General features: G+C 72.4%; 21 protein-coding genes. 14 read left to right on the top strand and 7 right to left on the bottom strand.

What is annotated here, in order from left to right; genetic code table 11:
- The first annotated feature begins 172 nt into the window (after positions 1 to 172).
- Both ACZ3KP_RS04385 and ACZ3KP_RS04380 read left to right on the top strand, forming a co-directional pair.
- Positions 173 to 877 (top strand): GNAT family N-acetyltransferase, encoded by a 705-nt coding sequence (locus ACZ3KP_RS04385; protein WP_467496217.1) that lies wholly within the window; start codon positions 173 to 175, stop codon positions 875 to 877.
- A 108-nt stretch (positions 878 to 985) separates the two neighbouring features.
- On the top strand, positions 986 to 3,343 hold the full coding sequence (locus tag ACZ3KP_RS04380; RefSeq protein WP_467496215.1) for a SpoIIE family protein phosphatase: 2,358 nt from the start codon (positions 986 to 988) through the stop codon (positions 3,341 to 3,343).
- Positions 3,344 to 3,395: 52 nt separating this feature from the next.
- Here the strand turns inward: ACZ3KP_RS04380 and ACZ3KP_RS04375 are convergent, their stop codons facing one another.
- From ACZ3KP_RS04375 to ACZ3KP_RS04365, 3 genes are all read right to left on the bottom strand, one after another.
- Positions 3,396 to 5,252: a M1 family metallopeptidase gene (locus ACZ3KP_RS04375; protein ID WP_467496213.1), complete on the bottom strand. Its 1,857-nt coding sequence runs from the start codon at positions 5,250 to 5,252 to the stop codon at positions 3,396 to 3,398.
- A 234-nt stretch (positions 5,253 to 5,486) separates the two neighbouring features.
- Positions 5,487 to 7,679, bottom strand: coding sequence for a catalase/peroxidase HPI (gene katG / locus ACZ3KP_RS04370; protein WP_467496211.1), 2,193 nt, complete (start codon positions 7,677 to 7,679; stop codon positions 5,487 to 5,489).
- Positions 7,680 to 7,714: 35 nt separating this feature from the next.
- Entirely contained in the window at positions 7,715 to 8,149 is a 435-nt protein-coding gene (locus tag ACZ3KP_RS04365; protein WP_358980775.1) for a Fur family transcriptional regulator, read from the bottom strand.
- Positions 8,150 to 8,368: 219 nt separating this feature from the next.
- On the opposite strand from ACZ3KP_RS04365, the gene ACZ3KP_RS04360 reads away from it, so the two are divergent.
- The 5 genes from ACZ3KP_RS04360 (at position 8,369) to ACZ3KP_RS04340 (ending at position 11,862) form a co-directional block, all read left to right on the top strand.
- Positions 8,369 to 8,758: a sortase-dependent protein gene (locus ACZ3KP_RS04360; protein ID WP_467496209.1), complete on the top strand. Its 390-nt coding sequence runs from the start codon at positions 8,369 to 8,371 to the stop codon at positions 8,756 to 8,758.
- Positions 8,755 to 9,375, top strand: coding sequence for a class F sortase (locus tag ACZ3KP_RS04355; protein WP_467496207.1), 621 nt, complete (start codon positions 8,755 to 8,757; stop codon positions 9,373 to 9,375). Before ACZ3KP_RS04360 ends, ACZ3KP_RS04355 begins: the two co-directional genes overlap by 4 nt.
- Positions 9,376 to 9,461: 86 nt before the next feature.
- Entirely contained in the window at positions 9,462 to 9,953 is a 492-nt protein-coding gene (locus tag ACZ3KP_RS04350) for an RNA polymerase sigma factor (protein WP_366890609.1), read from the top strand.
- A complete protein-coding gene (locus ACZ3KP_RS04345) occupies positions 9,937 to 10,437 on the top strand; it encodes a hypothetical protein (RefSeq protein ID WP_467496204.1) in 501 nt (166 codons plus the stop codon). Before ACZ3KP_RS04350 ends, ACZ3KP_RS04345 begins: the two co-directional genes overlap by 17 nt.
- A 300-nt stretch (positions 10,438 to 10,737) precedes the next feature.
- Positions 10,738 to 11,862, top strand: coding sequence for an acyltransferase family protein (locus tag ACZ3KP_RS04340; RefSeq protein ID WP_467496202.1), 1,125 nt, complete (start codon positions 10,738 to 10,740; stop codon positions 11,860 to 11,862).
- Between the two features lie 4 nt (positions 11,863 to 11,866).
- On the opposite strand, the gene ACZ3KP_RS04335 is transcribed toward ACZ3KP_RS04340, so the two are convergent.
- Positions 11,867 to 14,002 (bottom strand): discoidin domain-containing protein, encoded by a 2,136-nt coding sequence (locus ACZ3KP_RS04335; RefSeq protein ID WP_467496200.1) that lies wholly within the window; start codon positions 14,000 to 14,002, stop codon positions 11,867 to 11,869.
- Between the two features lie 238 nt (positions 14,003 to 14,240).
- Between ACZ3KP_RS04335 and ACZ3KP_RS04330 the strand changes: the two genes are divergently transcribed.
- Both ACZ3KP_RS04330 and ACZ3KP_RS04325 read left to right on the top strand, forming a co-directional pair.
- Positions 14,241 to 15,164 carry an SGNH/GDSL hydrolase family protein gene (locus ACZ3KP_RS04330; RefSeq protein ID WP_467496198.1) on the top strand — a complete coding sequence of 308 codons (924 nt, stop codon included), beginning with the start codon at positions 14,241 to 14,243 and terminating at the stop codon, positions 15,162 to 15,164.
- A 356-nt stretch (positions 15,165 to 15,520) separates the two neighbouring features.
- Positions 15,521 to 16,012 (top strand): peptidylprolyl isomerase, encoded by a 492-nt coding sequence (locus ACZ3KP_RS04325; RefSeq protein ID WP_358980788.1) that lies wholly within the window; start codon positions 15,521 to 15,523, stop codon positions 16,010 to 16,012.
- A 42-nt stretch (positions 16,013 to 16,054) separates the two neighbouring features.
- On the opposite strand, the gene ACZ3KP_RS04320 is transcribed toward ACZ3KP_RS04325, so the two are convergent.
- From ACZ3KP_RS04320 to ACZ3KP_RS04310, 3 genes are all read right to left on the bottom strand, one after another.
- Positions 16,055 to 17,059: an MASE1 domain-containing protein gene (locus tag ACZ3KP_RS04320; RefSeq protein ID WP_467496196.1), complete on the bottom strand. Its 1,005-nt coding sequence runs from the start codon at positions 17,057 to 17,059 to the stop codon at positions 16,055 to 16,057.
- A gap of 81 nt (positions 17,060 to 17,140) precedes the next feature.
- Positions 17,141 to 17,968 (bottom strand): PP2C family protein-serine/threonine phosphatase, encoded by an 828-nt coding sequence (locus ACZ3KP_RS04315; protein WP_467496194.1) that lies wholly within the window; start codon positions 17,966 to 17,968, stop codon positions 17,141 to 17,143.
- A 128-nt stretch (positions 17,969 to 18,096) separates the two neighbouring features.
- Complete coding sequence (locus ACZ3KP_RS04310) at positions 18,097 to 19,224, bottom strand: GNAT family N-acetyltransferase (protein ID WP_467496192.1); 1,128 nt, start codon at positions 19,222 to 19,224, stop codon at positions 18,097 to 18,099.
- A gap of 245 nt (positions 19,225 to 19,469) precedes the next feature.
- Here ACZ3KP_RS04310 and ACZ3KP_RS04305 point away from each other — a divergent pair, with 245 nt between their 5' ends.
- The 5 genes from ACZ3KP_RS04305 to ACZ3KP_RS04285 all read left to right on the top strand — a co-directional run bounded on the left by ACZ3KP_RS04305 (position 19,470) and on the right by ACZ3KP_RS04285 (position 23,258).
- Positions 19,470 to 20,684, top strand: a complete 1,215-nt coding sequence (locus tag ACZ3KP_RS04305) for a carbohydrate-binding protein (RefSeq protein WP_467496190.1) — start codon at positions 19,470 to 19,472, stop codon at positions 20,682 to 20,684.
- 123 nt (positions 20,685 to 20,807) lie between these two features.
- Positions 20,808 to 21,584, top strand: a complete 777-nt coding sequence (locus tag ACZ3KP_RS04300; RefSeq protein ID WP_467496188.1) for a polysaccharide lyase family 7 protein — start codon at positions 20,808 to 20,810, stop codon at positions 21,582 to 21,584.
- Positions 21,585 to 21,676: 92 nt separating this feature from the next.
- The gene (locus tag ACZ3KP_RS04295; protein WP_467496186.1) at positions 21,677 to 22,129 is read left to right on the top strand and encodes a hypothetical protein; all 453 of its coding nucleotides are present in this window, start codon (positions 21,677 to 21,679) and stop codon (positions 22,127 to 22,129) included.
- On the top strand, positions 22,120 to 22,242 hold the full coding sequence (locus tag ACZ3KP_RS04290) for a hypothetical protein (protein ID WP_467496184.1): 123 nt from the start codon (positions 22,120 to 22,122) through the stop codon (positions 22,240 to 22,242). Before ACZ3KP_RS04295 ends, ACZ3KP_RS04290 begins: the two co-directional genes overlap by 10 nt.
- 41 nt (positions 22,243 to 22,283) lie before the next feature.
- Positions 22,284 to 23,258, top strand: a complete 975-nt coding sequence (locus tag ACZ3KP_RS04285) for an SMP-30/gluconolactonase/LRE family protein (RefSeq protein WP_467496183.1) — start codon at positions 22,284 to 22,286, stop codon at positions 23,256 to 23,258.
- Positions 23,259 to 23,351: the final 93 nt, after the last annotated feature.

Raw genomic sequence — 23,351 nt, 5'->3', positions numbered from 1 at the left:
AGCGGCGTTCCCAGCCGCCGGCCGCCGACGGGTCAGGGGACGGCACGAGCCGTCTTCGGAGCGCGCCGCGCAGCCCGCGCACGGTGGATACGATGAGCCGCGGCAGGGACGCCGACGGCGCGCGGTATCGCGCTCCCGGCCGGCCCAGGCACGACGCGAAGGGCGGGGCACGATGGCGGGCGGTGCGAGCGTCGCGCTCGACGACCCGGTGGGCACCTCGCTGCGCGGGCGGCACGCGGGGCTCGCCCGCCGGCTCGGCCGGGCCGCCACCTATCTGCCGGACGTGGCGACCTTCTGCGCACTGCCCCCCGATCCGGGCCCGGCGGACTGGGCCGACCTCGCCCGGCTGCTGGGCCGGGACGCGTTCGCGGACCTGTTCAGCAGCCCGGCCACCCCGCCCCCGGACTGGGCGCAGGTCTTCGTCCTCGAGGGCCGGCAACTCGTCTGGGCCGGCGACGGCCCGCCCGCTCCCGCCCGCGGCCCGGCCGCCGCCGACGTGGTCGAGCTGGGTGCGGCCGATGTGCCGGATATGCTCGACCTCGTCGCACGGACCCAGCCGGGGCCGTTTCGGCCGCGCACCCGTGAACTCGGCACCTACCTGGGCGTCCGTGAGCACGGCAGGCTGGTGGCCATGGCGGGGGAAAGGCTGCGTCCGCCGGGCTGGACCGAGATCAGCGCGGTCTGCACCGCCCCCGAGGCCCGCGGCCGCGGCCACGCCGCCCGCCTGGTGAGCGCCCTCGCCGCCGCTGTGCTGTCCCGCGGCGACCGCCCCTTCCTGCACGTCGCCGAGGCGAACACCGTCGCGATCGGGCTCTACGAACGGCTGGGTTTCACGAGCCGCGCGCAGGTCACCTTCCGGGGTTTCCGCACCCCCTGAACCGACGCCCGCGGTGTGCCGTGCCCCGGGTGTGCCGTCCCCTCGGTGTGCGGTTGTCGTCCGCCGTGCGGCACGGGATGCTGAGGGGGCACGGAGGGAAGCGGTGCCATGGATCGTTTTCCGCATGCTGCCGACGTCGACTTCCACAGCCCCCTGGACCTCTCGAAGGCCGCCGCCGCGGTGCTGGACGCCGAAGGCCGCGTCTGCGGGTGGGGTGTCTCTGCGCAGCGCCTGCTCGGCCACGCGCCCGAGGACGTGCTCGGCCGGCCGGCCGAGCGGCTGCTGGCGGCGCCCGGACAGCGGGTGTCGCCGCTGTGCCGGGCGGACCGACCGCGCGGCACCGTCCTGGACCTCTGCCACCGGGACGGACACACCCTGCGCGCGGCCGTGACGTTCAGCCCGCTGTCGCACCAGGGCGCCGCCGCGACCGTCGTGGTCGCCGCGGAGCTGGAGGCGCTGCGCGCCTGGGAGGCGCAGCTGGCCCTGTTGCAGGGGCTGACGACCGAGTCGTCCGTCGGGCTGACCATCTTCGACACGGACATGAAGGTCGTCTGGGGGAACGTCTCCACCGACCAGGAGCTCGCCGGGGTCGCCCAGTACGTCGGCCGGCCCGCCGCCGATCTGTTTCCCGAGGGCGAGTTCATCTCCCGCCACCACCCTCCCGACGAGGAGCAGGTGATGGAGCACGTGCTGACGACGGGGGAACCGATCCTCGGCATGCACTACCGCGGGCGCGCTCCCGCCGACCCCGTCCGTGAGCACGTCTGGTCCTGTTCGTACCACCGGCTGGTGGACGCCCGGGGCGAGCCGCTCGGGCTGTTCGAGGAGTCCCTGGACATCACCGACCGCTATCGCGCCCAGGAGCGGCTGTCGCTGCTGGTGCGGGCGGGCAAGCGGATCGGTGCCTCGCTCGACGTGCGCCGCACGGCCGCGGAGCTGGGCGACGTGGCGGTGCCGCAGCTCGCCGACGAGGTGCTGGTGGATCTGCCGCCCGCGGTCATCGAGGGACGGCAGCCGCCGACGGGCTCCGCGCCGGGGCACAGTCTGCTGCGGATGCACGGCCGGACCCCGGAGGAGTTCCGGACCAGCCCCGTCTCCTATCCGCCCACGTCATCGCAGGCGCAGAGCCTGGCCACCAGCCGCCCCGTGCTGGACGCCGGCCCGGCGGGGGACGGCTCCGCCGCCCGGCGGACCAGCCTCTACGTCCCGCTGCTCGCCCGGGACGCCGTCCTCGGCCTCGCCACCTTCCGGCGCAGCAGCAACCCCGACCCGTTCGGGCCCGAGGAGCAGACCCTCGCGGTGGAGCTGGCCGAGCGGGCGGCCGTCGGCATCGACAACGCCCGCCGTTACACCAGCCAGCACGCGGCGGCCCTGGTGCTGCAGCGCAGCCTGCTGCCGCAGCGGCTGCCGGAACAGAGCGCGGTCGACGTGGCGTACCGGTATCTGCCCGCCGACAGCCGGGTGGGCGTGGGCGGTGACTGGTTCGACCTGATCCCGCTGTCCGGGGCCCGGGTGGGGCTGACCGTGGGGGACGTGGTGGGGCACGGGGTGCACGCGGCGGCGACCATGGGCCGGCTGCGTGCCACCGTGCGGACGCTGGCCCTGCTGGACCTGGACCCGGCCGAGCTGCTCACCCGCCTGGACGGTCTGGTCTCCCTGGACGCGGAGCCGCACGGGGACGACGGGCTGGGCGACGACGCGCTCGGGGTGACCTGTCTGTACGCGATCTACGACCCGGTCAGCGGCCGGTGCGTCTGGGCGAGCGCGGGCCACCCGCCGCCGGTCGTGGCGGACGCGAACGGCTCGGTGGCGCTGTCCGCGCTGGCCCCCGGGCCGCCCCTGGGCCTGGGCAGCCTGCCCTACGAGAACGTCGAGCTGAGCCTGTCCAACGGCAGCGTGGTGGCGCTGTTCACCGACGGGGTCGTGGAGGACCGGCGCACCGACATCGACAGCGGTATCGACCGGCTCGCCCATGTGCTCACCTGGCAGCGCTGTCCGCTGGAGGAGCTGTGCGACCGGGTGATGGCGACGCTGCCGCCGGGGCCGCAGGCGGACGACGCCACCCTGCTGCTCTTCCGGACCCGGCGGCTGAACGCCGGGCAGGTGGCGGACCTGGAGCTGCCCCCGGACCCGGCGATGGTGGCCAGGGCCCGCACGGACACCGAACGCCAACTGGACAGCTGGGGGCTGTCCGACCTGGCGTTCACCGCGGAGCTCGTGGTGAGCGAGCTGGTCACCAACAGCATCCGGTACGCCGACGGGCCCGTCGTGCTGCGGCTGATCAGGGACCGTGCCCTGTTGTGCGAGGTCTCCGACAACGCGCACACGGCCCCGCACCTGCGCCGGGCGCGCCGGGACGACGAGGGCGGCCGGGGCCTGTTCCTGGTCGCGCAGGTGTCGCAGCGCTGGGGCACCCGGTACACCTCGTCGGGGAAGACCATCTGGGCCGAGCTGGCCATTCCCTGACGGCTTCGGCGGCGGGCGGGACGGCCGCGGAGCGGCGGCCGTCCCGCTTCGGTCAGCCGTCGATGCGGTGGGTGGTCCAGAACGACGTCAGGTCGGTGCTGGTGGCCGCCTGGGCCGCCGCCTTGAACTCGGCGGTGGTCGAGACGCCGTACCAGTGCGAACCGGCGTAGCTCTTCAGGAGGTTGGTCATGGCGGTGTCACCGATCAGGCGGCGCAGGTCGTGCAGGGCGCACTTGCCGTAGCCGTAGACGACGGTGGAGTAGCGGGAGGAGTGGGCGTCCCAGTACGCCATCGAGTTGGTGATCTTCTCCGCGGACGAGGCCCAGGAGACGTTGTTCCAGCAGTTGGTGCCGGTCAGTCCCTGCGCCAGGTCGGTGGCGTAGTCGGTGAACGCCTCGTCCAGCCAGGGGCTGTTGTACTCGTCGTCGCCGACGATCCCGTACCACCACTGGTGGCCGATCTCGTGGGTGAGCGCGGTGGTGCTGACCAGGTCGAGGACGAAGCCCGGGTACTCCATGCCGCCGAACCAGAAGTTGTTGTCGATGACCGCGTCCAGCTCGCCGTACGGGTAGGCCCCGAAACGGCCGGCGTGGGCGTCGACGGCCGACTTGGCGGTGCTGAGCATCGACTGGGCACTGGAGGAACTGATGCCCGAGACGGAGTAGATGTTGATCGGGACCCCGCCGGGCGAGGTGCCGGAGATCTTGCTGAACGGACCGGCCGCCCAGGCGAAGTCACGGACCTTGGCGGCGGTCGCGGTGGTGACGGTACGGCCGCTGGCGCCGGGGGTGTCGACGGAGGTGCCGGTCGCCGGGACGAGCAGGCCGCTGGGGTGGTCCAGGGTCACCTTGAAGTCGGCGGCCAGCGAGTAGAAGGACTCGCCGTTGTTGGTGTACGGGTCCAGGTGCCAGCCGGATCCGTCCCGGATCGCGAGGACGGGCAGCGCGTTGCCGATCATGCTGAACGCGCCGTCGTAGCCGAAGCGGTCGGCGCCGCTGGGGACGGTGATGCCGAGGTCGAAGCCGATCGTGGTGCTCTGGCCCTGGGCCAGCGGGGTCGGCAGGGCGACCTCAAGCGCCGTGCAGGCGACCGAGAGCGCGCCCGCGGTGCCGCCGGTGAGGTTGCTGACGGTGATCGGCGGGGCCGAGCAGGTGCCGTGGTAGTTGTCCCACAGCCTGAGGTAGATCTCGCTGAGCGCGGTCGCGGAGGCGTTGGTGAAGGTCACGCTCTCGTGGCCGGTCCAGCTGGTTCCGGTGGAGTTGCTGGTCAGGCTGACGGTGTAGGACGGCGCGGCCGGGGTGCGGGTGGTGTCGCCCGGGGTGGTGGCGGCCGAGGTGTCCAGGGCGATGTCGTCGAGGACGAAGCTGGTCTGGAGGCTGGAGTCCTCGGTGCCGGTGAAGGCCACGGTGACGGTCTGGCCGGCGAACGCGGAGACGTCGAAGGACTTCTTCACGTACCCGGTGTTCTTGTCCAGGTTGGAGTAGCTCGCCAGCGTGGTGCCGCCGATCTTCGCGGTGAGTTTGTCGTACGCCGTCGAGGACGTCGTCTCGGCGGTGTCGACGTGCAGCCAGAAGGTCAGGGTGGCGGCGCAGCCGGCCGGGACGGTGACGCTCTGCGAGAGCGTGTCGGTGTGGGTGGCGCCGGTGCCGTCCAGCCAGGCGAAGCCGCTGCCGCCGTGGGCGGACTGGCCGGAGCGGGTGGTGATCACACCGGTCGAGGACTGCGTCCAGGGGGACGTGCCGTTCTCGAAGCCGCCATTGCCGATCAGCTGGGCGGGGGCGCAGGCCGTGGGCTCGGCGGCCGTCGTGGGCTCGGCAGCCGTCGCGGTGGTGCCGGGGAGCAGGGCCGCGACGACTGCCGCGACGGCCAGCGCGCTGGTGACGATGGCCTTGTGGGGGGTCGGTCTCACACGAACTCCTTTACGGCGGCCGGGATTCCGGCCTGCTCGGAGACCGCCCGTCCGGCAGGGGTGCGCCGGGGAGCGGTCACGGGTCACGTGGTGCGAGTCCGAAGCCTGACAGAATTGACCAGGGCATGTCACTAGTCCGCCTGGCCGGGCCCTCCGCGAACCCCGGACGCGCCGCCGCCCGGGCCGGCCGGTGAGGGCCGGCCCGGGCGGCGGGCGCCGGGCGCTACCGGGGGATCAGACCAGGTCGAAACGGTCCGCGTTCGCGACCTTCGTCCAGGCGGCGACGAAGTCCCGCACGAACTTCTCCTTGGCGTCGTCGCTCGCGTAGACCTCCGCGACGGCGCGCAGCTCGGAGTTGGAGCCGAAGACCAGGTCGGCACGGGTGCCGGTCCACATGACCGCGCCGGTGGCGAGGTCACGGCCCTCGAACGTGGTCTGGTCCTCGGAGGTCGACTTCCACTCCGTGCCGTAGTCGAGCAGGTTGACGAAGAAGTCGTTCGTCAGCACACCCGGGGTCTCGGTGAACACACCGTGCTTCGACTGGCCGTGGTTGGCGCCGAGCACGCGCAGCCCGCCGACCAGGACGGTCAGCTCGGGGGCGCTGAGGCCGAGCAGGTTGGCGCGGTCGAGGAGCAGGTACTCGGCCGGCAGGCGGTTGCCCTTGCCGAGGTAGTTGCGGAAGCCGTCGGCCGTGGGCTCCAGGGCCGCGAAGGACTCGGCGTCCGTGTGCTCCTCGGTGGCGTCGACCCGGCCCGGGGTGAAGGGCACCTCGATGGCGAAGCCGGCGTCCTTGGCGGCCTTCTCTACGGCGGCGGCGCCGCCGAGGACGATCAGGTCGGCCAGGGAGACCTTCTTGGCACCTGTGTTGAAGTCGCGCTGGACGCCCTCCAGGACGCGCAGCACCTGGGCGAGCTGGTCGGGCTCGTTGACCTCCCAGCCGCGCTGCGGCTCCAGGCGGATACGGGCGCCGTTGGCACCGCCGCGCTTGTCACTGTTGCGGTACGTCGAGGCCGACGCCCAGGCGGTGGAGACCAGCTGCGAGACGGTCAGACCCGAGTCGAGGAGCTTCGCCTTGAGCGCGGCGACGTCGGCGGCGTCGATGGCCTCGCCCTCGGCCTCGGGCAGCGGGTCCTGCCACAGCAGGGTCTCCGCCGGGACCTCCGGGCCGAGGTACAGGGACTTCGGGCCAAGGTCACGGTGGGTCAGCTTGTACCAGGCGCGGGCGAACGCGTCCGCGAACTCCTCCGGGTTCTCGTGGAACCGGCGCGAGATGGGCTCGTAGATCGGGTCGAAGCGCAGCGACAGGTCGGTGGTGAGCATCGTGGGCAGACGCTTCTTGGACGGGTCGTGCGCGTCCGGGATGATCGCCTCGGCGTCCTTGGCGACCCACTGCTTGGCGCCGGCCGGGGACTCCGTCAGCTCCCACTCGTAGCCGAAGAGGATGCCGAAGAAGTCGTTGCTCCACTGGGTGGGCTTGGTGGTCCAGGTGACCTCCAGGCCGCTGGTGATCGCGTCGCCGCCCTTGCCGGTGCCGTAGGTGGACTTCCAGCCCAGGCCCTGCTGCTCGATCGGCGCGCCCTCGGGCTCGGCGCCCACGTGATCCGCGGGGCCGGCGCCGTGCGTCTTGCCGAAGGTGTGGCCGCCGGCGATGAGGGCGACGGTCTCCTCGTCGTTCATCGCCATCCGGCGGAACGTCTCACGGATGTCGCGGGCCGCGGCGATCGGGTCCGGGTTGCCGTTGGGGCCCTCCGGGTTGACGTAGATCAGACCCATCTGGACGGCGCCGAGCGGGCTCTCCAGGTCGCGGTCGCCGGTGTAGCGCTGGTCGTCGAGCCAGACCTTCTCGGGGCCCCAGTAGACGTCGTCCTCGGGCTCCCAGACGTCCTCGCGGCCGCCACCGAAGCCGAAGGTCTTGAAGCCCATGGTCTCCAGGGCCACGTTGCCGGTGAGGACCATGAGGTCGGCCCAGGAGATGGACTGGCCGTACTTCTTCTTGACCGGCCACAGCAGACGGCGGGCCTTGTCCAGGTTGACGTTGTCCGGCCAGCTGTTGAGCGGGGCGAAGCGCTGCTGGCCGGCGCCGGCGCCGCCGCGGCCGTCGGAGATGCGGTAGGTGCCCGCACTGTGCCACGCCATCCGGATCATCAGCGGGCCGTAGTTGCCGAAGTCGGCCGGCCACCAGTCCTGGGAGTTGGTCAGCACCTCGGCGATGTCCCGCTTCACGGCCGCGAGGTCGAGGGCCTGGAACGCCGCGGCGTAGTCGAAGCCCTTGTCCAGGGGGTTCACGACGTCGGTGTTCTTGGCGAGGATCTTCAGGTTGAGCCCCTCGGGCCACCACTGGCGATTGCCGCCGCCCTGGGTGGGGTGCGGGGCGCGGTCATGCGCGACCGGGCACTTGCCCGCGGCGTTCTCCTGGGTCTCGGACATGGGGGAAATCCTTCCGGAAGGGCAGATCGACGTACTCAGGAACTGACGGTTGAACAGGCGGGGCACAGGCCCCAGTAGATGACCTCGGCCTCGTCGATCGCGAAGCCGTGATCGTCCGAAGCGGTCAGGCACGGCGCCTCGCCGACCGCGCAGTCCACGTCGGCGACGGCACCGCACGACCGGCACAGGACGTGGTGGTGGTTGTCGCCGACGCGTCCTTCGAACCGGGCCGGGCTGCCGGCCGGTTCGATGCGCCGTATGAGTCCGGCCGTGGTGAGCGCGTGCAGCGCGTCGTACACGGCTTGGAGCGATATGTGGCCCACCCTGTCGCGGACGCCCGAGGCGATGGCCTCGACGTCGAGGTGGTCGCCGTGCCGGACGGTCTCCAGCAGCGCGACGCGGGCGGCCGTCACCCGCAGGCCGGCACCGCGCAGTTCTTCGGCGGTCGTCGGGGGCTGGGATGCGGTCATGGCGACCACCTAACCTCAAAAACACGAATGATTCAAGAAAACAATCCACTCAAGCCTGGTGACGAACCAGCCAACGGCGGTCGCGCCGCAGCAGCGACCCGCCCGCCGCCCGGCTTTGCCATCTCTTTACAACCCTGCCGGGGTGCGGGTCGTCTCTCCGCTCGATTCCGTCACACAGCCCGCGCCGACCGGTGCGGGCCCACGAAAGAGAGCGTCCTCATGCGCCGAACCGTCCTGAGCGCCACGGCCCTGGCCTGCACCGCCGTGCTGGGCACCACCGTGCCCGCGTTCGCCTCCGGCACCGCCCCGAGCCCGGTCGCCAGCGCCGTGCCGACCGTCGCCCCCTCCCCCGTGCCGTCCGATGCGCGGTCCACCGAGCCCACCCGGGCGGCGACCCCCGTGCCGACCCGTGACGCCCGTCACCTGCCGGGCCGCGGCTCACGTCAGGTCTCCGCGGTGCCGCAGGGTGCCCCCGACACCGGTGTGACGGAGACCTCCTCCGGCTCCGGCTCCGACGGCGCGCTGATCGGCACGGGGGCGGGCGCCGTCGTGCTCGCCGCGGGCGCCGCGGTGTTCGTCGTCCGCCGCCGCCGGGCGACCGGGGCATGACCCCGCTCTCCAGGCGCGCCCTGCTCACCGCCGCGACGGCCTCGCTGCTGGCGGGCTGTGCGGGGCAGACACCGCACCGGGCGGCCACCGCGGTCTCCCGGCAGCAGCCGCCCGCACCGTCGGCCACGGCCACCGGCTCCGCCACGCCCGCCCCGCTCGGCCGTTCCGTACCGGTCCGGCTGCGGGTCCCGGCGATCGGGGTGGACACCCCGCTGCTGCGGCTGGGCCTGGCGGCCGACGGCACGGTGCAGGTGCCGCCGGTCACCGCGCACGACCGGGCGGGCTGGTACCGCTACTCCCCCACCCCGGGGCAGGTCGGCCCGTCGGTGATCCTCGGCCACGTCACGGTCGGCTCCTACGGGGACGGCGTCTTCCGCCGCCTCGCCGAGCTGCGCGGCGGCGAGCAGATCGTGACGCGTCTGGAGAACGGCAGATCGGCGGTGTTCACCGTCCGCGAGGTGCGGACCGTGGCGAAGGCACACTTCCCGACGCGGGAGGTGTACGGGGACGTGGACCGCCCGGAGCTGCGGCTGATCACCTGCGGCGGTCAGCGCACCGGGAACGGCTATCTCGACAACGTGATCGTCTTCGCGGCCCTGACCCGCACGACACCCTGAACGCGCCGGCACGGACGCGGGACCGGTGGAACGTACGCCACCGGTCCCGCATCCTCCCCGGCGAATCCCTGCGACCCTGGAGAACGTTGAAACGGTCCCGTGACACGGCGGCCTCCGAGCTGTTCGCCGCCCTGTACCCGCGCCTGGCCGGCTGGTGCCGCCGCCTCGTCGACGACGACGAGACGGCACACGAGATCGCCTCGGAGGCGTTCACCCGGCTGTGGGCCCGGTGGACGAAGGTGGAGGAGCCCCGTGGTTTCCTCTACGTCACCGCGGCCAACCTCGTCCGGGACCACTGGCGCAAGCTGGAGCGCGAGCGGCGCACGGTGCGCCGCGTCGGCTCCGAGGCCGCCACCCGCCCGCACGCCGAGCAGACGGACCCCTCGGTACGGCTGCTGGTGCAGTCGCTGCCGGAGCGGCTGCGGGTGCCGATCCTGCTGCACTATTACGCCGACATGCCGATCCGGGAGGTGTCCGAGCTGACCGGGCGCAAGGAAGGAACCGTCAAGGCCGATCTGCACGCGGCCCGAGAACTGCTCCGCGGCCACCTGAGGAGAAGCCTTGACCACACGCTTTGACGACGAGCCGGAGTTCGGCGGCCCGGACGATCCGCTCGCCGTCATCCTGCGGCCGCCTGCCGCCCACCTCGGGCCCCCGCCCGGCCGGTACCAGGAGATCCGGCGCGCCGCGGGCCGCCGCCGGCTGGTGCGTACGGCTGCCGGAGCCGGGGTGACCTGCGCCGTCGCCGCCTTCGTCGCCATGTCGCTGCATCTGGCGGCGCCCGCGGCGCCGACGACGCCCCGCGACCCGCTCGCGCCCCCGGCCGCCAGCCCGACCGCCCCGCAGCGTCCGCGGACCTCTCCGACACCGGACGCCCCCCGGCCGAGCCCGAGCGTCGCGCCGACGCGCGGCGGCACCGCGCCGCAGCCCACGCCCAGCCGGCCGACGCGGGGCGACGTCACGAGGTCGCCCGCGTCCGGACGGTCCGCGACTCCGACGGCGGTCCGTGACGCACCGTCCGACAGTCGGCCGAGCGCCGTCGCCACGCCGCGCCGCTCGTAGCGGCGTCAACCCGGCGACAGGCGGGTCACACGTTCGTGCCCGGGGGTTTCGGCGCGTCGTCGGCGGCCCAAAGGCACGGGCCACGGCGTCGCACCGGGCGTCGCGGCGCCGCCCGCGAGCCCCCGGGCGCGTCGGCCGCCCGGGTAGGGTCGCACCCGCCCGTCCGGCCGCTGCGGCCCGAATGGCCGAGGCCGCCCCTCGGCGTTGGTGTGATGTTTCGTACGTGGCCGGAATGAACGGTGTGGAACGGGCAACGCTCCGTTTCATGCTCCACGCCCGAAACCTCCGGCAGGTGACTCGATGACGACGGCGACCAAGGCCTCTCCGACCGCTCCGGCCGCCGCGCCACCGTCCCCCGCACAGCCGCCCGCCCCGGCTCCACCGCTGCCGTCCCTCACCGGGCTGAGGTGGATGGCCGCGCTGCTGGTCTTCGGGCTGCACGTGCACAACTTCCGCTATTTCGGGGGCACCGGCGGCCGTCTGATGACCTGGGGGTTCGAGGCGGGTGCGTCGGGGGTGTCGTTCTTCTTCATCCTGTCCGGGTTCGTACTGATGTGGTCCGCGCGGCCGGGGGACCGGGCGCCGCGCTTCTGGTGGCGGCGGGTCGCCCGGATCTACCCCGTGCACCTGGTCACCGTCGTCCTCGCACTGGTCATGACGTTCACGCTGCCCCACCAGCCGCGCCCGACCCTCCCGCAGGGCCTGGCCGACGTCTTCCTGGTGCACTCCTGGTGGCGTCCCTGGTGGCAGACGCTGGACCCGGTCAGCTGGTCGCTGGCCTGCGAGGCCTTCTTCTACGCAGCCTTCCCGCTGCTGGCGCTGGTGCTGCGCCGACTGGGCGGGCGGGGCGCGACGGTGCTGGCCGCGCTGTCCGTCCTCGCCGTGCTCGCGCTGGCCTGGACGGACGCGCACCACTGGTGGGACCAGCCGATCGGTTCCTTCCCCGCGGCCCGGCTGCCCGAGTTCGTGCTGGGCGCCGCCGTCGCGCGCCTGGTGCTGCTGGGCCGGTGGCGCGGCCCGGGCCTGGAGGCCTCGCTGGCGCTGGCCGTCATCGGCTACTTCCTGGTCCCGCAGGTCACCGACGACTACGCGGCCACCGCCTGCACCGTCATGGGCTTCGCCGTGCTCATCCCGGCGGCGGCCCAGGCCGACCTGCGCGGTCTGCCCTCGATGTGGCGCCGCCGCCGGCTGGTGCGGCTGGGCGAGTTGTCGTTCGCGTTCTACATGGTCCATCTGCTGGTGCTGCGGGCGGGCACCCAGCTGCTCGGCGTCCGCCCGCGCTTCGACCTGCTCACCGGTACGGCCGCCGCCCTCGTCGCCTTCACCGTGTCGCTGGGCCTGTCCTGGCTCCTCTACGAGGGCGTGGAGGGCCCGGCGCGACGGCTGCTGCTGCGGCTCCCGGCGCGGCGGAGGACGACGGCCTGACCGGTCACGGGAACAGGGTCACCTTGGACGGGGTGGTGCTGGTCCCCGAGGTGGGTGATCCGGTGGTGTTGACGACGTGGGCGTACTGGCCCATGCCGCCGAGGGAGATCACCAGCAGGTCGTGCATCCTGATCCCCGGACCGGTCGGCACCTGGAAGCCGTTGGACTGGACGATCGTCGGATCGGCCGTGTAGTTGCAGTAGCTGCCCAGGCCCCACGCCTCGTGGGTGGTGACGGTGTCGGCGACCTTGTAGGCCGCGTAGCCGACGACGCCGTCGTGGGTGACGGCGGCGGCGTTCGGGGCGTCGTACGCCTTCTCGTTCTGGAAGAAGATCGTGCGGCCGCGTTCGCCGTTCCAGTAGACGTCGTACTTGTTGAAGTGCTCGACGAACAGTCCGGTGGCGAGGACGTCGTTGCCGTTGACGCGCAGGCCGTAGTCGGCCCGGTTGGTGCTCCAGCCGACTCCGCTGCCGTGGTCCGCGCGCCAGAGCCAGGTGTGGTCGATGATCACGTCGTTGCTGTTGACCACGACGGAGTTGGTGGCGAGGCCGGGTCCGGCGCCGCCGATGCGGACGAACACGTCCTGCATGGTCGTGGGGTCGGCGGAGTGGTCGGCGGTGGAGCCGGGGGCGCCGATCCGCAGCAGGGTGTCGGAGTTGACCGGGCCCGCGTCGATGAGGAACCCGGCGAGCCGCACCCCGTCGACGTCGGCGACGTGCAGGGCGTCGACGCCGTTGTCCGGGACGAGGGTGGCGAGACCGAGGCCGAGGACGACGGTGTCGGCCCGGGTGACGTCGATGGTCCGGTCGAGGTGGTAGACGCCGGGCGTGAAGAGGAGGTTGAGGCCCTGGGCGAGGGCCTGGTTGATGGTGGCGGCGGTGGCGCCGGGCTTGACGACGTAGAACCGGTCCAGGGGGAGGGAGGTGCCCGCGTTCGCCGGCCAGGAGACGCCCCGCGCGTTGGTGCGCTTCGCGGGGACGAAGACCTTGTAGGCGCCGCCGTCCAGGTACAGGAACGGCTTCTCGCGCGAGACGGGAGTGGTGTCCAGCGTGGTGTACGGGCCGGAGTCGAAGTTGGTGGCCGGGGCGCCCTGGACGCCGGAGAAGGTCATGTTCCAGACACCGTTGGTCCAGCCGCCGACCGAGCTGTCCCGGGTGTACCACTGCTGCTGGGAGTACGGGCCGACGGTACCGTCGATCTTCGAGTCGGCGATGTAACCGCCGGACGCCCAGCCGTAGCCGTTGGGGGCGAGGTTGAGGCCGCCCTTGACGTGGATGCGGCGGAAGGGGGCCGCCTGAGCCACGGCCCACCGGTCGGTGCCGCTCGACGGCGTGATGGCGAGGTTCTCCGCCGAACGCCAGAAGTTCTGCGTGGCGTTGCCGTTGAACCAGCCGGCGTCGACCGTGACGTCACCGTTGATCTGCGTGTCGTCGGGGTTGAGGCCGAGGCCGGAGATCGAGGTGTAGAAGCCGATCTGGGCGTTGATGCCGTTGTAGGTGCCCGGCTTGAGCAGGAACTGGTAGCGCCCGGTCCCGAACTGCGCCGACTCCTGCTGGGCGAAGACGGAGTCGAACTTCGCCTGGAGGTTCGGCGTGGACGGGTCGACGACGATGACGTTCGGGCCGAGGTCGCCGCCGCCCTGGACCGGGGGTGTGCCCGTGGTGGTGCCGTACACCTGGAACTCCCACAGGGAGTAGCCCCACTGGGTGGCGCGGTGCACGCCCTGCATCCGGACGTACCGGCCCTGACCCGAGACGTCGAGGGTGTCGGTGCCGCCGTCCCCACCGGTGACGGTGGCGAGGTCGGTCCAGGTGGTGCCGTCGGCGGAGATCTGGACCTTGTAGTCCTTGCCATACGCGGCCTCCCAGTCGAGGACCACCCGGGTGACGTCCGCGGTGGCGCCCAGGTCCACCCGGAGCCACTGGTCGTCGGAGAAGCCCGACGACCAGCGGGTGCCGGTGTTGCCGTCCACCGCGTTGCCCGCGGTGGTCCCGGCGTTCTCCTCGGCGGAGGCGGTGGCCGTCCTCCCCTGGGACAGCGGGGTGTCGGCGGCCCGCGCCGCCGGCGCGTGGGCGGTGGGCAGGGCGAGCAGTGCTGCCATGGCGGCGAGCACCACGCCCAGGGATCTCAGTCGTCTCATCAGCGGCTCCCTGCGGTGGGCACGGGGCACGCCTGCGAACCGGCGGACCCCCATGCTTAGTTCAGGATTTGATTTAAGTACTGAGATATACCGGCGACAAGTCTTCGGCATCAGAATTCTCGACGTCCGACCTCTGGCTGGGGACTCCTACCGGGCGGTATACAGACCCCCGACACACGTGTGCGGGCCGCCCGTCGGGACCGGTTCCGCGCGCGTCCCGGTTCCAGGGGGGATCCTCATGTCGTACGGCAGCCCGTCGCAGGGTGCACAGGGTTCGGCGAGAAGGCGCCGGCGGAGGGCGGCCGTGGCGGCCGCGCTGGGCGGCTGCGCCCTGGTGGCCGCGTCCACGACACCGGCCGCGGCGCACGGCGGCGGCCACGGCGACGACCGCGGTACGAGCTACGTGGCGCTCGGCGACTCCTACACCTCGGGCCCCGCCATCCCGACCCAGGTCGACGCGGACTGCGCCCGCTCCGACCACAACTACCCCTCCCTGGTGGCGGCGGCCCGGGAGGTCACCGCGTTCAAGGACGTGAGCTGTTCCGGCGCGACGACCGCGCAGATGTGGCAGGCCCAGGGCACGAACGGGCCCCAGCTCGACGCCGTGCGGCGGGACACCGACCTGGTCACGGTCCAGATCGGCGGCAACGACATGGGGTTCGGCTCCATCATCGCCACCTGTGCGGGCCTCAGCTCCAAGGACCTCGCCGGCGACCCCTGCCGGCAGTACTACAACGCCTCCGGCACCGACCAGCTGGTGCTGGCCGTCCTGCGGACCGTGCCCAAGGTCGACAAGGTGCTGCGGGCCGTGCGCGCCCGGGCCCCGCACGCTCGGATCCTGGTCGTCGGCTACCCCGACCTGCTGCCCGACGACGGCAGCGGCTGCTATCCGACAGTGCCCTTCGCGGCCAAGGACTTCCCGTACCTGCGCGACACCGAGAAGCGGCTCAATCTGGTGCTGCGCCTGGTCGCCGCCTGGAACGGCGCCCGGTACGTGGACACGTACGGCCCGACCGTCGGGCACGACATGTGCAAGGCTCCCGCCGACCGCTGGATCGAGCCGCTCCGGCCGACGTCGCCCGCGGCCCCCGCGCACCCCAACGCCACGGGCGAGGCGGTCATGGCCCAGGCCGTGCTGGACCGGCTGGAGGGGCGCTACTAGGCCCTGTCGTCACATTCCCGTCGTCGCCCGTAGGGCGGCCCTGCGGCGTCAGGTGTGTGCTCTGGGGGTCCCCCGGCCGAAGGCTGGGGAGTGCCGGGCCCTGGCCCACGTACTGGATGTACTTGGGTCTGGGCCCGGTGCGGCGAGTGGGGGTCCCCCCGGCCGGAGGCTGGGGGAGCGTGCATGGCGTCGCGGGGCAGGCGGGAATGTGACGACAGGGCCCAGCGGGCCTCCCGCGGCCGTAGCGGGCCTCCCGCGGCCGCGGGCCGGGGGGCGGGCCGCGCCGGCGCGCCACCTCCCCGGCCGTGCGGCCCCGCGGGAGGGACCTCGCGGCGGTTCGCGATAGGTTGGCCTGCATGAGCGACAACGTTTATTTCGACATCTCGATCAACAACGAGCCGGCCGGCCGGATCGTGTTCCACCTGTTCGACGACGTGGTGCCCGAGACGGCCCGCAACTTCCGCGAGCTCGCCACCGGCCAGCACGGCTTCGGCTACGCCGGTTCGGGCTTCCACCGGATCATCCCCCAGTTCATGCTCCAGGGCGGTGACTTCACCCGGGGCGACGGCACGGGCGGCAAGAGCATCTACGGCGAGAAGTTCAAGGACGAGAACTTCCAGCTCAAGCACGACCGTCCGTTCCTGCTGAGCATGGCCAACGCGGGCCCGAACACCAACGGCTCGCAGTTCTTCGTCACCACCGTGGTGACCGACTGGCTCGACGGCAAGCACGTGGTCTTCGGTGAGGTCGTCGAGGGCCAGGACCTGGTCACGAAGATCGAGGGCTACGGCACTCGCAGCGGAGCCCCCAAGGCCAAGGTCGAGATCACCGCGAGCGGCACCGTCTGACGGCAGGCCCGGGTACGGGACGGTGACCGGGCGGCCGCCCGGTCACCGTTCGTCCCTCGCGCGCCGCAACCGCTCCACCTCCGGTGGTGCCCGCCCGGCCGGGGTGTCGTGCGCGGTGAGGTGTTCCAGCGCCTGGGCCAGCTCCTCGCAGGCCTCCGCGACGGAGAGCCTGGTGTTGCGCTGCTCGGTGATCACGACCGACAGCAGCAGCGCGGTCAGGGCCATGGAACCGTTGAACAACTGGAGCTTGACCATCACCTCGACGGGGGACAGCCCGGCGAACGCGCCCACGCCGTCCGTGGCGGCGATCGTGGCCAGGACCGAGGTGAACAGGGCGCACAGCATGCTGCCGACCAGCCGGAACCGCAGGGCGCCCCAGATCAGCACCGGGTAGGCGAGGAAGAGCGCGCCCAGCGAGCTGTGCGTGGCCACCGGGACCAGGACCACGGTGGCGACCGCGAGAGCGAGGGCCTCCTTCCAGCGGCCCAGGTGCGGCGGCCGACGGGCTTCGAGGAGCAGCAGGAGGACCGGGGTCACGAGCAGGACGCCCATCGCGTCACCGACCCACCAGGCCAGCCAGCTCGGCCAGAAGCTGCTCGCGGCGACCTTGCCGACGAGGAGCAGGGAGACCATGCCGACGACGGAGCTGACCAGCATGGCGGTGAGCGCCCCGAGGAACACCAGGGCGACACCGTCCCGCAGTCGGCTCAGGTCGGTGCGGAAACCGGCCCGGCGCAGCAGCAGGTAGGCGCAGACCGGGCCGCCCGTGTTGCCGATGAGGATGCCGACGGTGTCCGGCCCCGGCGGGCCGAGCGACAGGACGAGCAGCAAGGCGCCGAGCGTGATGCCCGGCCAGCAGCCCAGGCCGAGGACCAGCAGGCAGGCCAGGGCCACGCCCGTCGACGGGAAGACCGGGGTGAAGACGGCGCCCTCGACGGTGAGCCGGCGCAGCAGACCGAGCCGGGCCGCCCCGTAGTAGCAGGCGGCCACGGCCGGCGTCCGCAGGACGAGGACGGTCGGTCGGCGCAGTACGCGGAATGCCACCACAGCAGCCATCACACACCGCGGCGGCCGGGTCGGCGAGGCGAGGGCCGTCCGCGGGCCGTCCGCCGGGCCGCCGCCCCGGTCCTACGGCGTGTAGTCGAGGCCGTCGTGGCCCACGACCAGGACGGCCGCGTCGTCTTCATGGCCGACCTGTTCCGCGCCCTTGATCACAGCGGCGGCCAGGGACCGCGCCTCCAGACGGGCGACGGCGGCGACACCGGCCAGGCGCACCACCTGGTCCAGGCCCTCATCGATGTTCATCGACGGCCCTTCCACCACACCGTCCGTGAGCAGCACGAACATCCCGCCGGTGGTGAGCCGGAACCGGGAGACCGGGTACTCGACGCCCGGGTCGATCCCCAGGGGCGGTCCGCCCTCGTCCTCGCCGATCCCGGACTTGCCGTCGGCGGTGGCCCAGACGAAGGGGATGTGCCCGGCCCGGGCGCTCTCCAGCAGCCCGGTCGCCGGGTCGAGCCGCATGAAGATGCAGGTGGCGAAGAGGTCGCTGCCCAGGGACACCAGCAGGTCGTTGGTGCGGGCGAGCAGCTCGCCCGGCTCGCCGGTCACCGAGGCGAGCGCCCGCAGGCCGGCCCTGACCTGGCCCATGAAGGCGGCGGCCTCGATGTTGTGGCCCTGGACGTCGCCTATGGACAGCCCGATACGGCCGTCGGGCAGGGTGAAGGCGTCGTACCAGTCGCCGCCCACGTTGAGTCCGTGGCAGGCGGGCGCGTAGCGGACGGCCACATGGACGCGGGGGGTGTCGGGCAGTTCCCGGGGCAGCATGCCGCGCTGCAGGGCCACGGCCAGTTCGACCTGCGAGCGCTGGTACTCGGCCCGCTCGCGCGCCTGGGCGGTGAGCGACCTGAGTCTGACCAGGAGCTCGTCGTCGTCCGTCGAGCGGTTGCGGGGCATGGGTCACTCCGGCCGAGGCGGCACCCTTCCAGGGCATACCACCTGATTCTTTACTTTACAGGATCATAGTGCGCATGCCGGACGAGCGAGCGCGCCCGGACCGCCGGACCATGGCCGGGGCGGCGCGCTCATTCCTCGTGCAGGCCGTCGGGCCTGCGGGACGCCCGCAGGGTGCCGACCGTCCGGAGCAGCCGGTCCGCGGGGTCGCGTAGCCGCGGATGGGCGAGGACGGTGTTGCGCAGGCCGCGGACCGGGCGGCGCCACAGCCGGTGTGCCGCCGCCACCGGGTGACCTCGGGTGGCGAACCCCTCGCCCACCCGCAGCTCGCGGGTCTTCAGCCAGTCCTTGTACTCCTTGTCGCCCCGGCCCAGGTCGACGAGGGTGACACCGCCGCGTGCCGCGGCCTCGGCGGTACGCAGATGCATCATCAACCCGGGCGAGTAGTAGCGCAGTTCCGGGTCGTAGGCGGTGAACCAGGCGGCGAGCACGGTGGCCGACCGGGGACCGAAGTGCGCGGCCACCGGCCGGTCCCCGGCGTAGAGCACGGACAGCACCCCGGTGAAGTGCTCCTCGCGGACGTGGAAGAGGTGGTCCACCAGGTCGACGATCCAGGGGCGGGCGAAGCGGTCCATGCGCCCGGTCCGCCGGTACTGGGCGGACTTCCAGCGCATCAGCGTGCGCAGGGCCGCCGGGTCGCGCTCGTCGAACTCGAAGCGCAGCTCGCCGAGGTCGCGGCCGATCCGGCGCTCCTTCTTCAGCGTGGTCTTGGCCAGTCCCGGGTAGGTGGCGCGCAGCCACTCGGGGTAACCGCCGTCGCCGGGCTTGACGTCGATCACCGGGGAGGCGAAGGTCCCGGTGACATGCGGGGCGAAAGGTGTCTGCTCGCTGACCAGGTGGTCGAACTCGAAGATGGCCAACTGGCAGGCGCTCAGCAGCGCCTGGGCGTCCCAGGTGACTCCGGGCCGGTGCACCAGCGCCTGGCAGTCGGAGAGCCCCAGGCCGACGGCGCGGCCGACACCGAGGGCGGTGCGCTCGTAGGGGAGGAACCCGACGGGTTCCCCGTCCTCGCGCAGGACCGCCACCCGCACGCCGGAGCGGTGCTTGCCGACACCGATCGCGAACTCCGGCGCCAGAAAGGGGTTGGCGTACTCCGGCGACTCGTCCATCGCGCGGTGCCAGGCCCGGCACAGCGACTGGGTCAGCTCGCCGGGTCTGTGGATCGTGATGTCCACCTCAGATTGGCCTCTGGATCGCATGGCCGACCGCTCCCCCCATAACGCGTGTCGTCGCTCAAACGTCGCGAAACAGTACGCGCGCTGTCAAGAGTGCCACCGCCGGCGGGGGACGGGGGGCGAACAGCTCATTTCGGTGGGCTACTACCGGCCAGAGCAAAGAAGTTGCATGGTCTAGTCCAAAGTGCGCTTTGGTCCAGTCCAATTTATTGACGTGGCCGCGTCACCTCCGGAAGCTGGGACGACTCCCCCACCCCTGGAGGCAACCGATGAGAACCCTTCGCGCGTGCCTGGGCGCGGCGGCGGCCGTCGCGCTCGCCGCCGGCGGCACCACCGCGCTCGTCACGACCGACGCCTCGGGCGCGACCGCCGCGCTGAGCAACCGGTGGTACGCCGCCGCCCCCTATCTGATGCCGCTGGACAACGACCCGCCGGACGCGGCCGGAATCATGGACGCCACCGGCCTCAAGGCCTTCCAGCTGGCGTTCGTCCTGGCCCCGAACGGCGGCGGCTGCTCGCCCACCTGGGGCGGCACCGCGCCGGTCTCCTCCGACACCGCCGTCCGCTCGGTCATCGACACCGTCCGCGCCAAGGGCGGTGACGTCTCGGTCTCGATCGGCGGCTACGGCGGTACCAAACTGGGCCAGACCTGCGCGGACGCCTCCGCCACGGCCGCGGCCTACCAGCAGGTCGTCACCAAGTACGGGCTGCACGCGATCGACTTCGACCTGGAGGAGCCGGAGTACGAGAACACCGCCGCGATCAGGAACGAGATCGGCGCCGCGAAGATCCTCCAGCAGAACAACCCGGGCCTGTACGTCTCGGTCACCACGGCCGGCACCGCGGACGGCACCGGCTGGTTCGGCAAGCAGATGCTGCTGGAGGCGAAGTCCCAGGGGTTCACCCCGAACAACTTCTCCATCATGCCGTTCGACGGCGGGTTCAGCGGGGCGGCGAGCCAGACCGCCGCGCTCACGAACTTCAACTCGATCCTGCAGTCCACCTTCGGCTGGGACCAGGCGACCGCCTACGCCCACGAGGGCTTCTCCGGCATGAACGGCCGCAGCGACAGCGGCGAGTACTTCAGCCAGGCCGACTTCCAGACCGTGCTCGACTACGCCACGAGCCACCACATGGACCGCTTCACCTTCTGGTCCCTCAACCGCGACCGCCAGTGCACTCCGGCCGACAACGGCGGCCGCACCTCCGGCACCTGCTCCAGCGTCGCGCAGAACTCCTGGGACTTCGCCAGGTACTCCGTGCAGTTCGCCGGGGTCACCCCGCCGACCACCACCCCGACCCCCACTCCCACCCCGACACCGACCCCCACCTCCTGCAAGACCGCCTGGAGCGCGACGGCGGTCTACGTGAAGGACGACGAGGCCTCGTACGGCGGCCACAACTGGAAGGCCAAGTGGTGGACCCAGAACGAGGTGCCCGGTGCCTCCGAGTGGGGCCCCTGGCTGGACGAGGGCGCCTGCTGAACCTCTTGACGGGATTGGTCCGCACCTTTAACTTCTCGGGTCATCGTAGGTTACGGATGCGGCCGGAGTTCACATAGGCGAACATACTTTGGGTGCGTCCACCCGGCGGAAGGATCCCCCCACATGTTCCGTTCCCGGCTGCCCGCGGCGCCCGTCGCCGTGGGCCTGGCCCTCGCCCTGACCGTCCTGTTCGGCGGCAGCGCGGACGCGGCGAACCCGAACGTCGCCCCCGGCGGCAACTTCGACCTGTCGATCTGGCAGCTCCAGGAGCCGGTCGGCTCCCCCGGTTCACCGACCACCATCCCCTCGTCCCGGCTCCAGGGGGCGAACGGCTACCAGGACGCCTACTTCTACACCGACACCCGGGACGGCGCGATGACCTTCTGGGCGCCCGAGAAGGGGGTCACGACCCCGAACTCCAGCTACGCCCGCTCCGAACTGCGGGAGATGAACCGGGACGGCTCCGCCGCGAACTGGGCACTGAGCGGCAGCCACCGGATGAGCGCGACCCTGCGGGTGGTCTCGGTGACCAAGAACGTCTGCGTGGGCCAGATCCACCTCGGCACCGGCGGCTCCTCCACCAAGCCGCTCCTCGAGCTGTACTACCACTCCGACGGCGACATCGTGCTCGGCACCGAGAACTCCCCCGACGGCGGCCAGACCCCTCACGCCGTCGGTCACGTCTCCCTCGGCAAGACCTGGACCTACACCATCGCGGTCTCCGGTGGGAACACCGTCGACCTGACCGTCAACGGCACCACCACCCACTACGCCATCCCGTCCTCCTTCGCCCCGTACCGGCAGTACTTCAAGGCGGGCTCGTACAACCAGTCGTCCTCCGACAGCACCACGAACGGGGCCCGGGTCGCGTTCTACGGCCTGACCGTCACCCACGGGTGAATCCCGGTGCCCCTACGCCGCAAGTGGTACATCCGCAGTGACGGTCGTAGCGTCGAAGGGAGGCAACTACGGCGGTACGGGTGGGAGCGACCATGCGCAGACCAGTGCTGGGAACGGTGATCGGACTCGGGGCGGCCCTGCTGCTCACGGCGGGCATGACAACGGCCTCCGCGACGCCGCCGACGCAGGCCGCGTCGCGGGCGGCCCGGCATCCCGTGCTCGTCGACTGCCTCTGGCACCAGCGGTACCGGCCGACCGACTTCATCCTGGCCTGCGGCGACGGCAACAGCGTGCTCGCCGGTATGCACTGGCTCCGGTGGAACGACACCGGCGCGGTCGCCCAGGGCGTGAACTGGGTGAACGACTGCAAGCCGTACTGCGCGGCCGGCACCTTCCACCGCTACCCGGTGACGGTGCGGCTCGACCGCCCGACGGCGTGGAAGAAGCACCCGGACGTCCAGCAGTTCACGCGGCTGAGCCTGACCTACTCCGGCGCGAGGCCGGAGGGATTCTCGCAGGTCATGACGATCCCCCTGTGGAACTGAGCGGAGCCGTCACCCGGCTGCGCGGCAGGCGGGGCCAGGCCGTGCGCCGGGCGGGCGACGTCCCGGCCGGGGCTGACCTCGAACGCGGCCGGGGAGCCGTCATTTTGGTGTGACCGGTACGCCGGAGCCCTGCGCTCCCGTCGAAAGAGGTCACATGCCCCGATTCCCCCGCGCGGCCGTGGTCGCCCCGGCCGCGCTCGTGATCGGCCTGCTCGCGACGGCTCCGGCCGCGAGCGACGAGCCGCTCGTCTCGAACGCCCGTGTCGTCGCGCACTTCGATCTGGCCGCCGGCCAGACACCCGAGAACGTCGTCGCCGAACGCGGCGGCTCGGTCGACGTGTCCTTCGCGTTCGCCCGGCAGGTCGCCAGGGTCACCCGGGAGCGCCGGGTACGCGTCCTCGCCACCCTGCCGGCCGAGCGCAGCCCCCGTACGCCCCTGCTGAACAGCGCCGTCGCCCTCGGCCTGGCCCGCGCCCACGACGGCACGCTGTACGTCAACTACGCCACCGGCACCAACAGGACCGGCATCTGGCGCGTCCCGGCCGGCGGCGGCACGCCCGAGCAGATCGCCGAACTGCCGTCGGACGGCCTGCCCAACGGTCTGGCCCTCGACGAGCGGCACGGTGTGCTCTACGCCGCCGACTCGGTGCTCGGCACCGTGTGGCGCGTCCCGCAGGCGGGCGGCGCCCCCACGGCGTGGGCCACGGGCAGCGCCCTGGCCCACCTGCCGGGTGCGGCCGGCGGCGGAGCCAACGGCGTCAAGGTCCACAAGGACGCGGTCTGGGTGACCAACAGCGACCTGGGAACCCTGCTGCGCATCCCGGTGGGCGAGGACGGGACGGCGGGGCCCGTCGAGACGAAGGCGACCGGCCTCGCAGGCGTCGACGACTTCGTCTTCCCCGGCCACTCCGACCTCGTGCTCGCCGCGCTGAACCCCTCCAACGAGGTCGTCCAGGTCCGCCCGGACGGCACCCGTGCCACCGTCCTCACGGTGCAGGAGGGCCTGTCCAACCCGACCTCGCTGGCGGTACGGGGCCGGGACGTGTACGTGGCCGGCGCCGCCTACTCCACCCAGCGCGACCCCAACCTGCTGAAGGCGAGACTGCGCGCCCACTTCGTGCGCTCGTGACGGGGGACGCGGGGGGGGGGGGGGGGGGGGGGGGGGGGGGGCCGGGGGGGGGGCGGCGGGGGGCCGGGGGGGGGGGGCGGGGGCCGCCGGGCG

This window comes from Streptomyces sp. NPDC020958 (assembly GCF_055562175.1).
This window is presented reverse-complemented; position numbering and strand designations above follow the sequence as displayed.

What these genes read in the sequence shown, in the direction of transcription:
- ACZ3KP_RS04385 (WP_467496217.1), top strand. Translation starts at nt 173, where the DNA reads ATGGCGGGCGGTGCGAGCGTCGCGCTCGACGACCCGGTGGGCACCTCG.
- ACZ3KP_RS04380 (WP_467496215.1), top strand. Translation starts at nt 986, where the DNA reads ATGGATCGTTTTCCGCATGCTGCCGACGTCGACTTCCACAGCCCCCTG.
- katG (WP_467496211.1), bottom strand. Translation starts at nt 7,679, where the DNA reads ATGTCCGAGACCCAGGAGAACGCCGCGGGCAAGTGCCCGGTCGCGCAT.
- ACZ3KP_RS04365 (WP_358980775.1), bottom strand. Translation starts at nt 8,149, where the DNA reads ATGACCGCATCCCAGCCCCCGACGACCGCCGAAGAACTGCGCGGTGCC.
- ACZ3KP_RS04360 (WP_467496209.1), top strand. Translation starts at nt 8,369, where the DNA reads ATGCGCCGAACCGTCCTGAGCGCCACGGCCCTGGCCTGCACCGCCGTG.
- ACZ3KP_RS04355 (WP_467496207.1), top strand. Translation starts at nt 8,755, where the DNA reads ATGACCCCGCTCTCCAGGCGCGCCCTGCTCACCGCCGCGACGGCCTCG.
- ACZ3KP_RS04340 (WP_467496202.1), top strand. Translation starts at nt 10,738, where the DNA reads ATGACGACGGCGACCAAGGCCTCTCCGACCGCTCCGGCCGCCGCGCCA.
- ACZ3KP_RS04335 (WP_467496200.1), bottom strand. Translation starts at nt 14,002, where the DNA reads ATGAGACGACTGAGATCCCTGGGCGTGGTGCTCGCCGCCATGGCAGCA.
- ACZ3KP_RS04330 (WP_467496198.1), top strand. Translation starts at nt 14,241, where the DNA reads ATGTCGTACGGCAGCCCGTCGCAGGGTGCACAGGGTTCGGCGAGAAGG.
- ACZ3KP_RS04325 (WP_358980788.1), top strand. Translation starts at nt 15,521, where the DNA reads ATGAGCGACAACGTTTATTTCGACATCTCGATCAACAACGAGCCGGCC.
- ACZ3KP_RS04315 (WP_467496194.1), bottom strand. Translation starts at nt 17,968, where the DNA reads ATGCCCCGCAACCGCTCGACGGACGACGACGAGCTCCTGGTCAGACTC.
- ACZ3KP_RS04310 (WP_467496192.1), bottom strand. Translation starts at nt 19,224, where the DNA reads ATGCGATCCAGAGGCCAATCTGAGGTGGACATCACGATCCACAGACCC.
- ACZ3KP_RS04305 (WP_467496190.1), top strand. Translation starts at nt 19,470, where the DNA reads ATGAGAACCCTTCGCGCGTGCCTGGGCGCGGCGGCGGCCGTCGCGCTC.
- ACZ3KP_RS04300 (WP_467496188.1), top strand. Translation starts at nt 20,808, where the DNA reads ATGTTCCGTTCCCGGCTGCCCGCGGCGCCCGTCGCCGTGGGCCTGGCC.
- ACZ3KP_RS04295 (WP_467496186.1), top strand. Translation starts at nt 21,677, where the DNA reads ATGCGCAGACCAGTGCTGGGAACGGTGATCGGACTCGGGGCGGCCCTG.
- ACZ3KP_RS04285 (WP_467496183.1), top strand. Translation starts at nt 22,284, where the DNA reads ATGCCCCGATTCCCCCGCGCGGCCGTGGTCGCCCCGGCCGCGCTCGTG.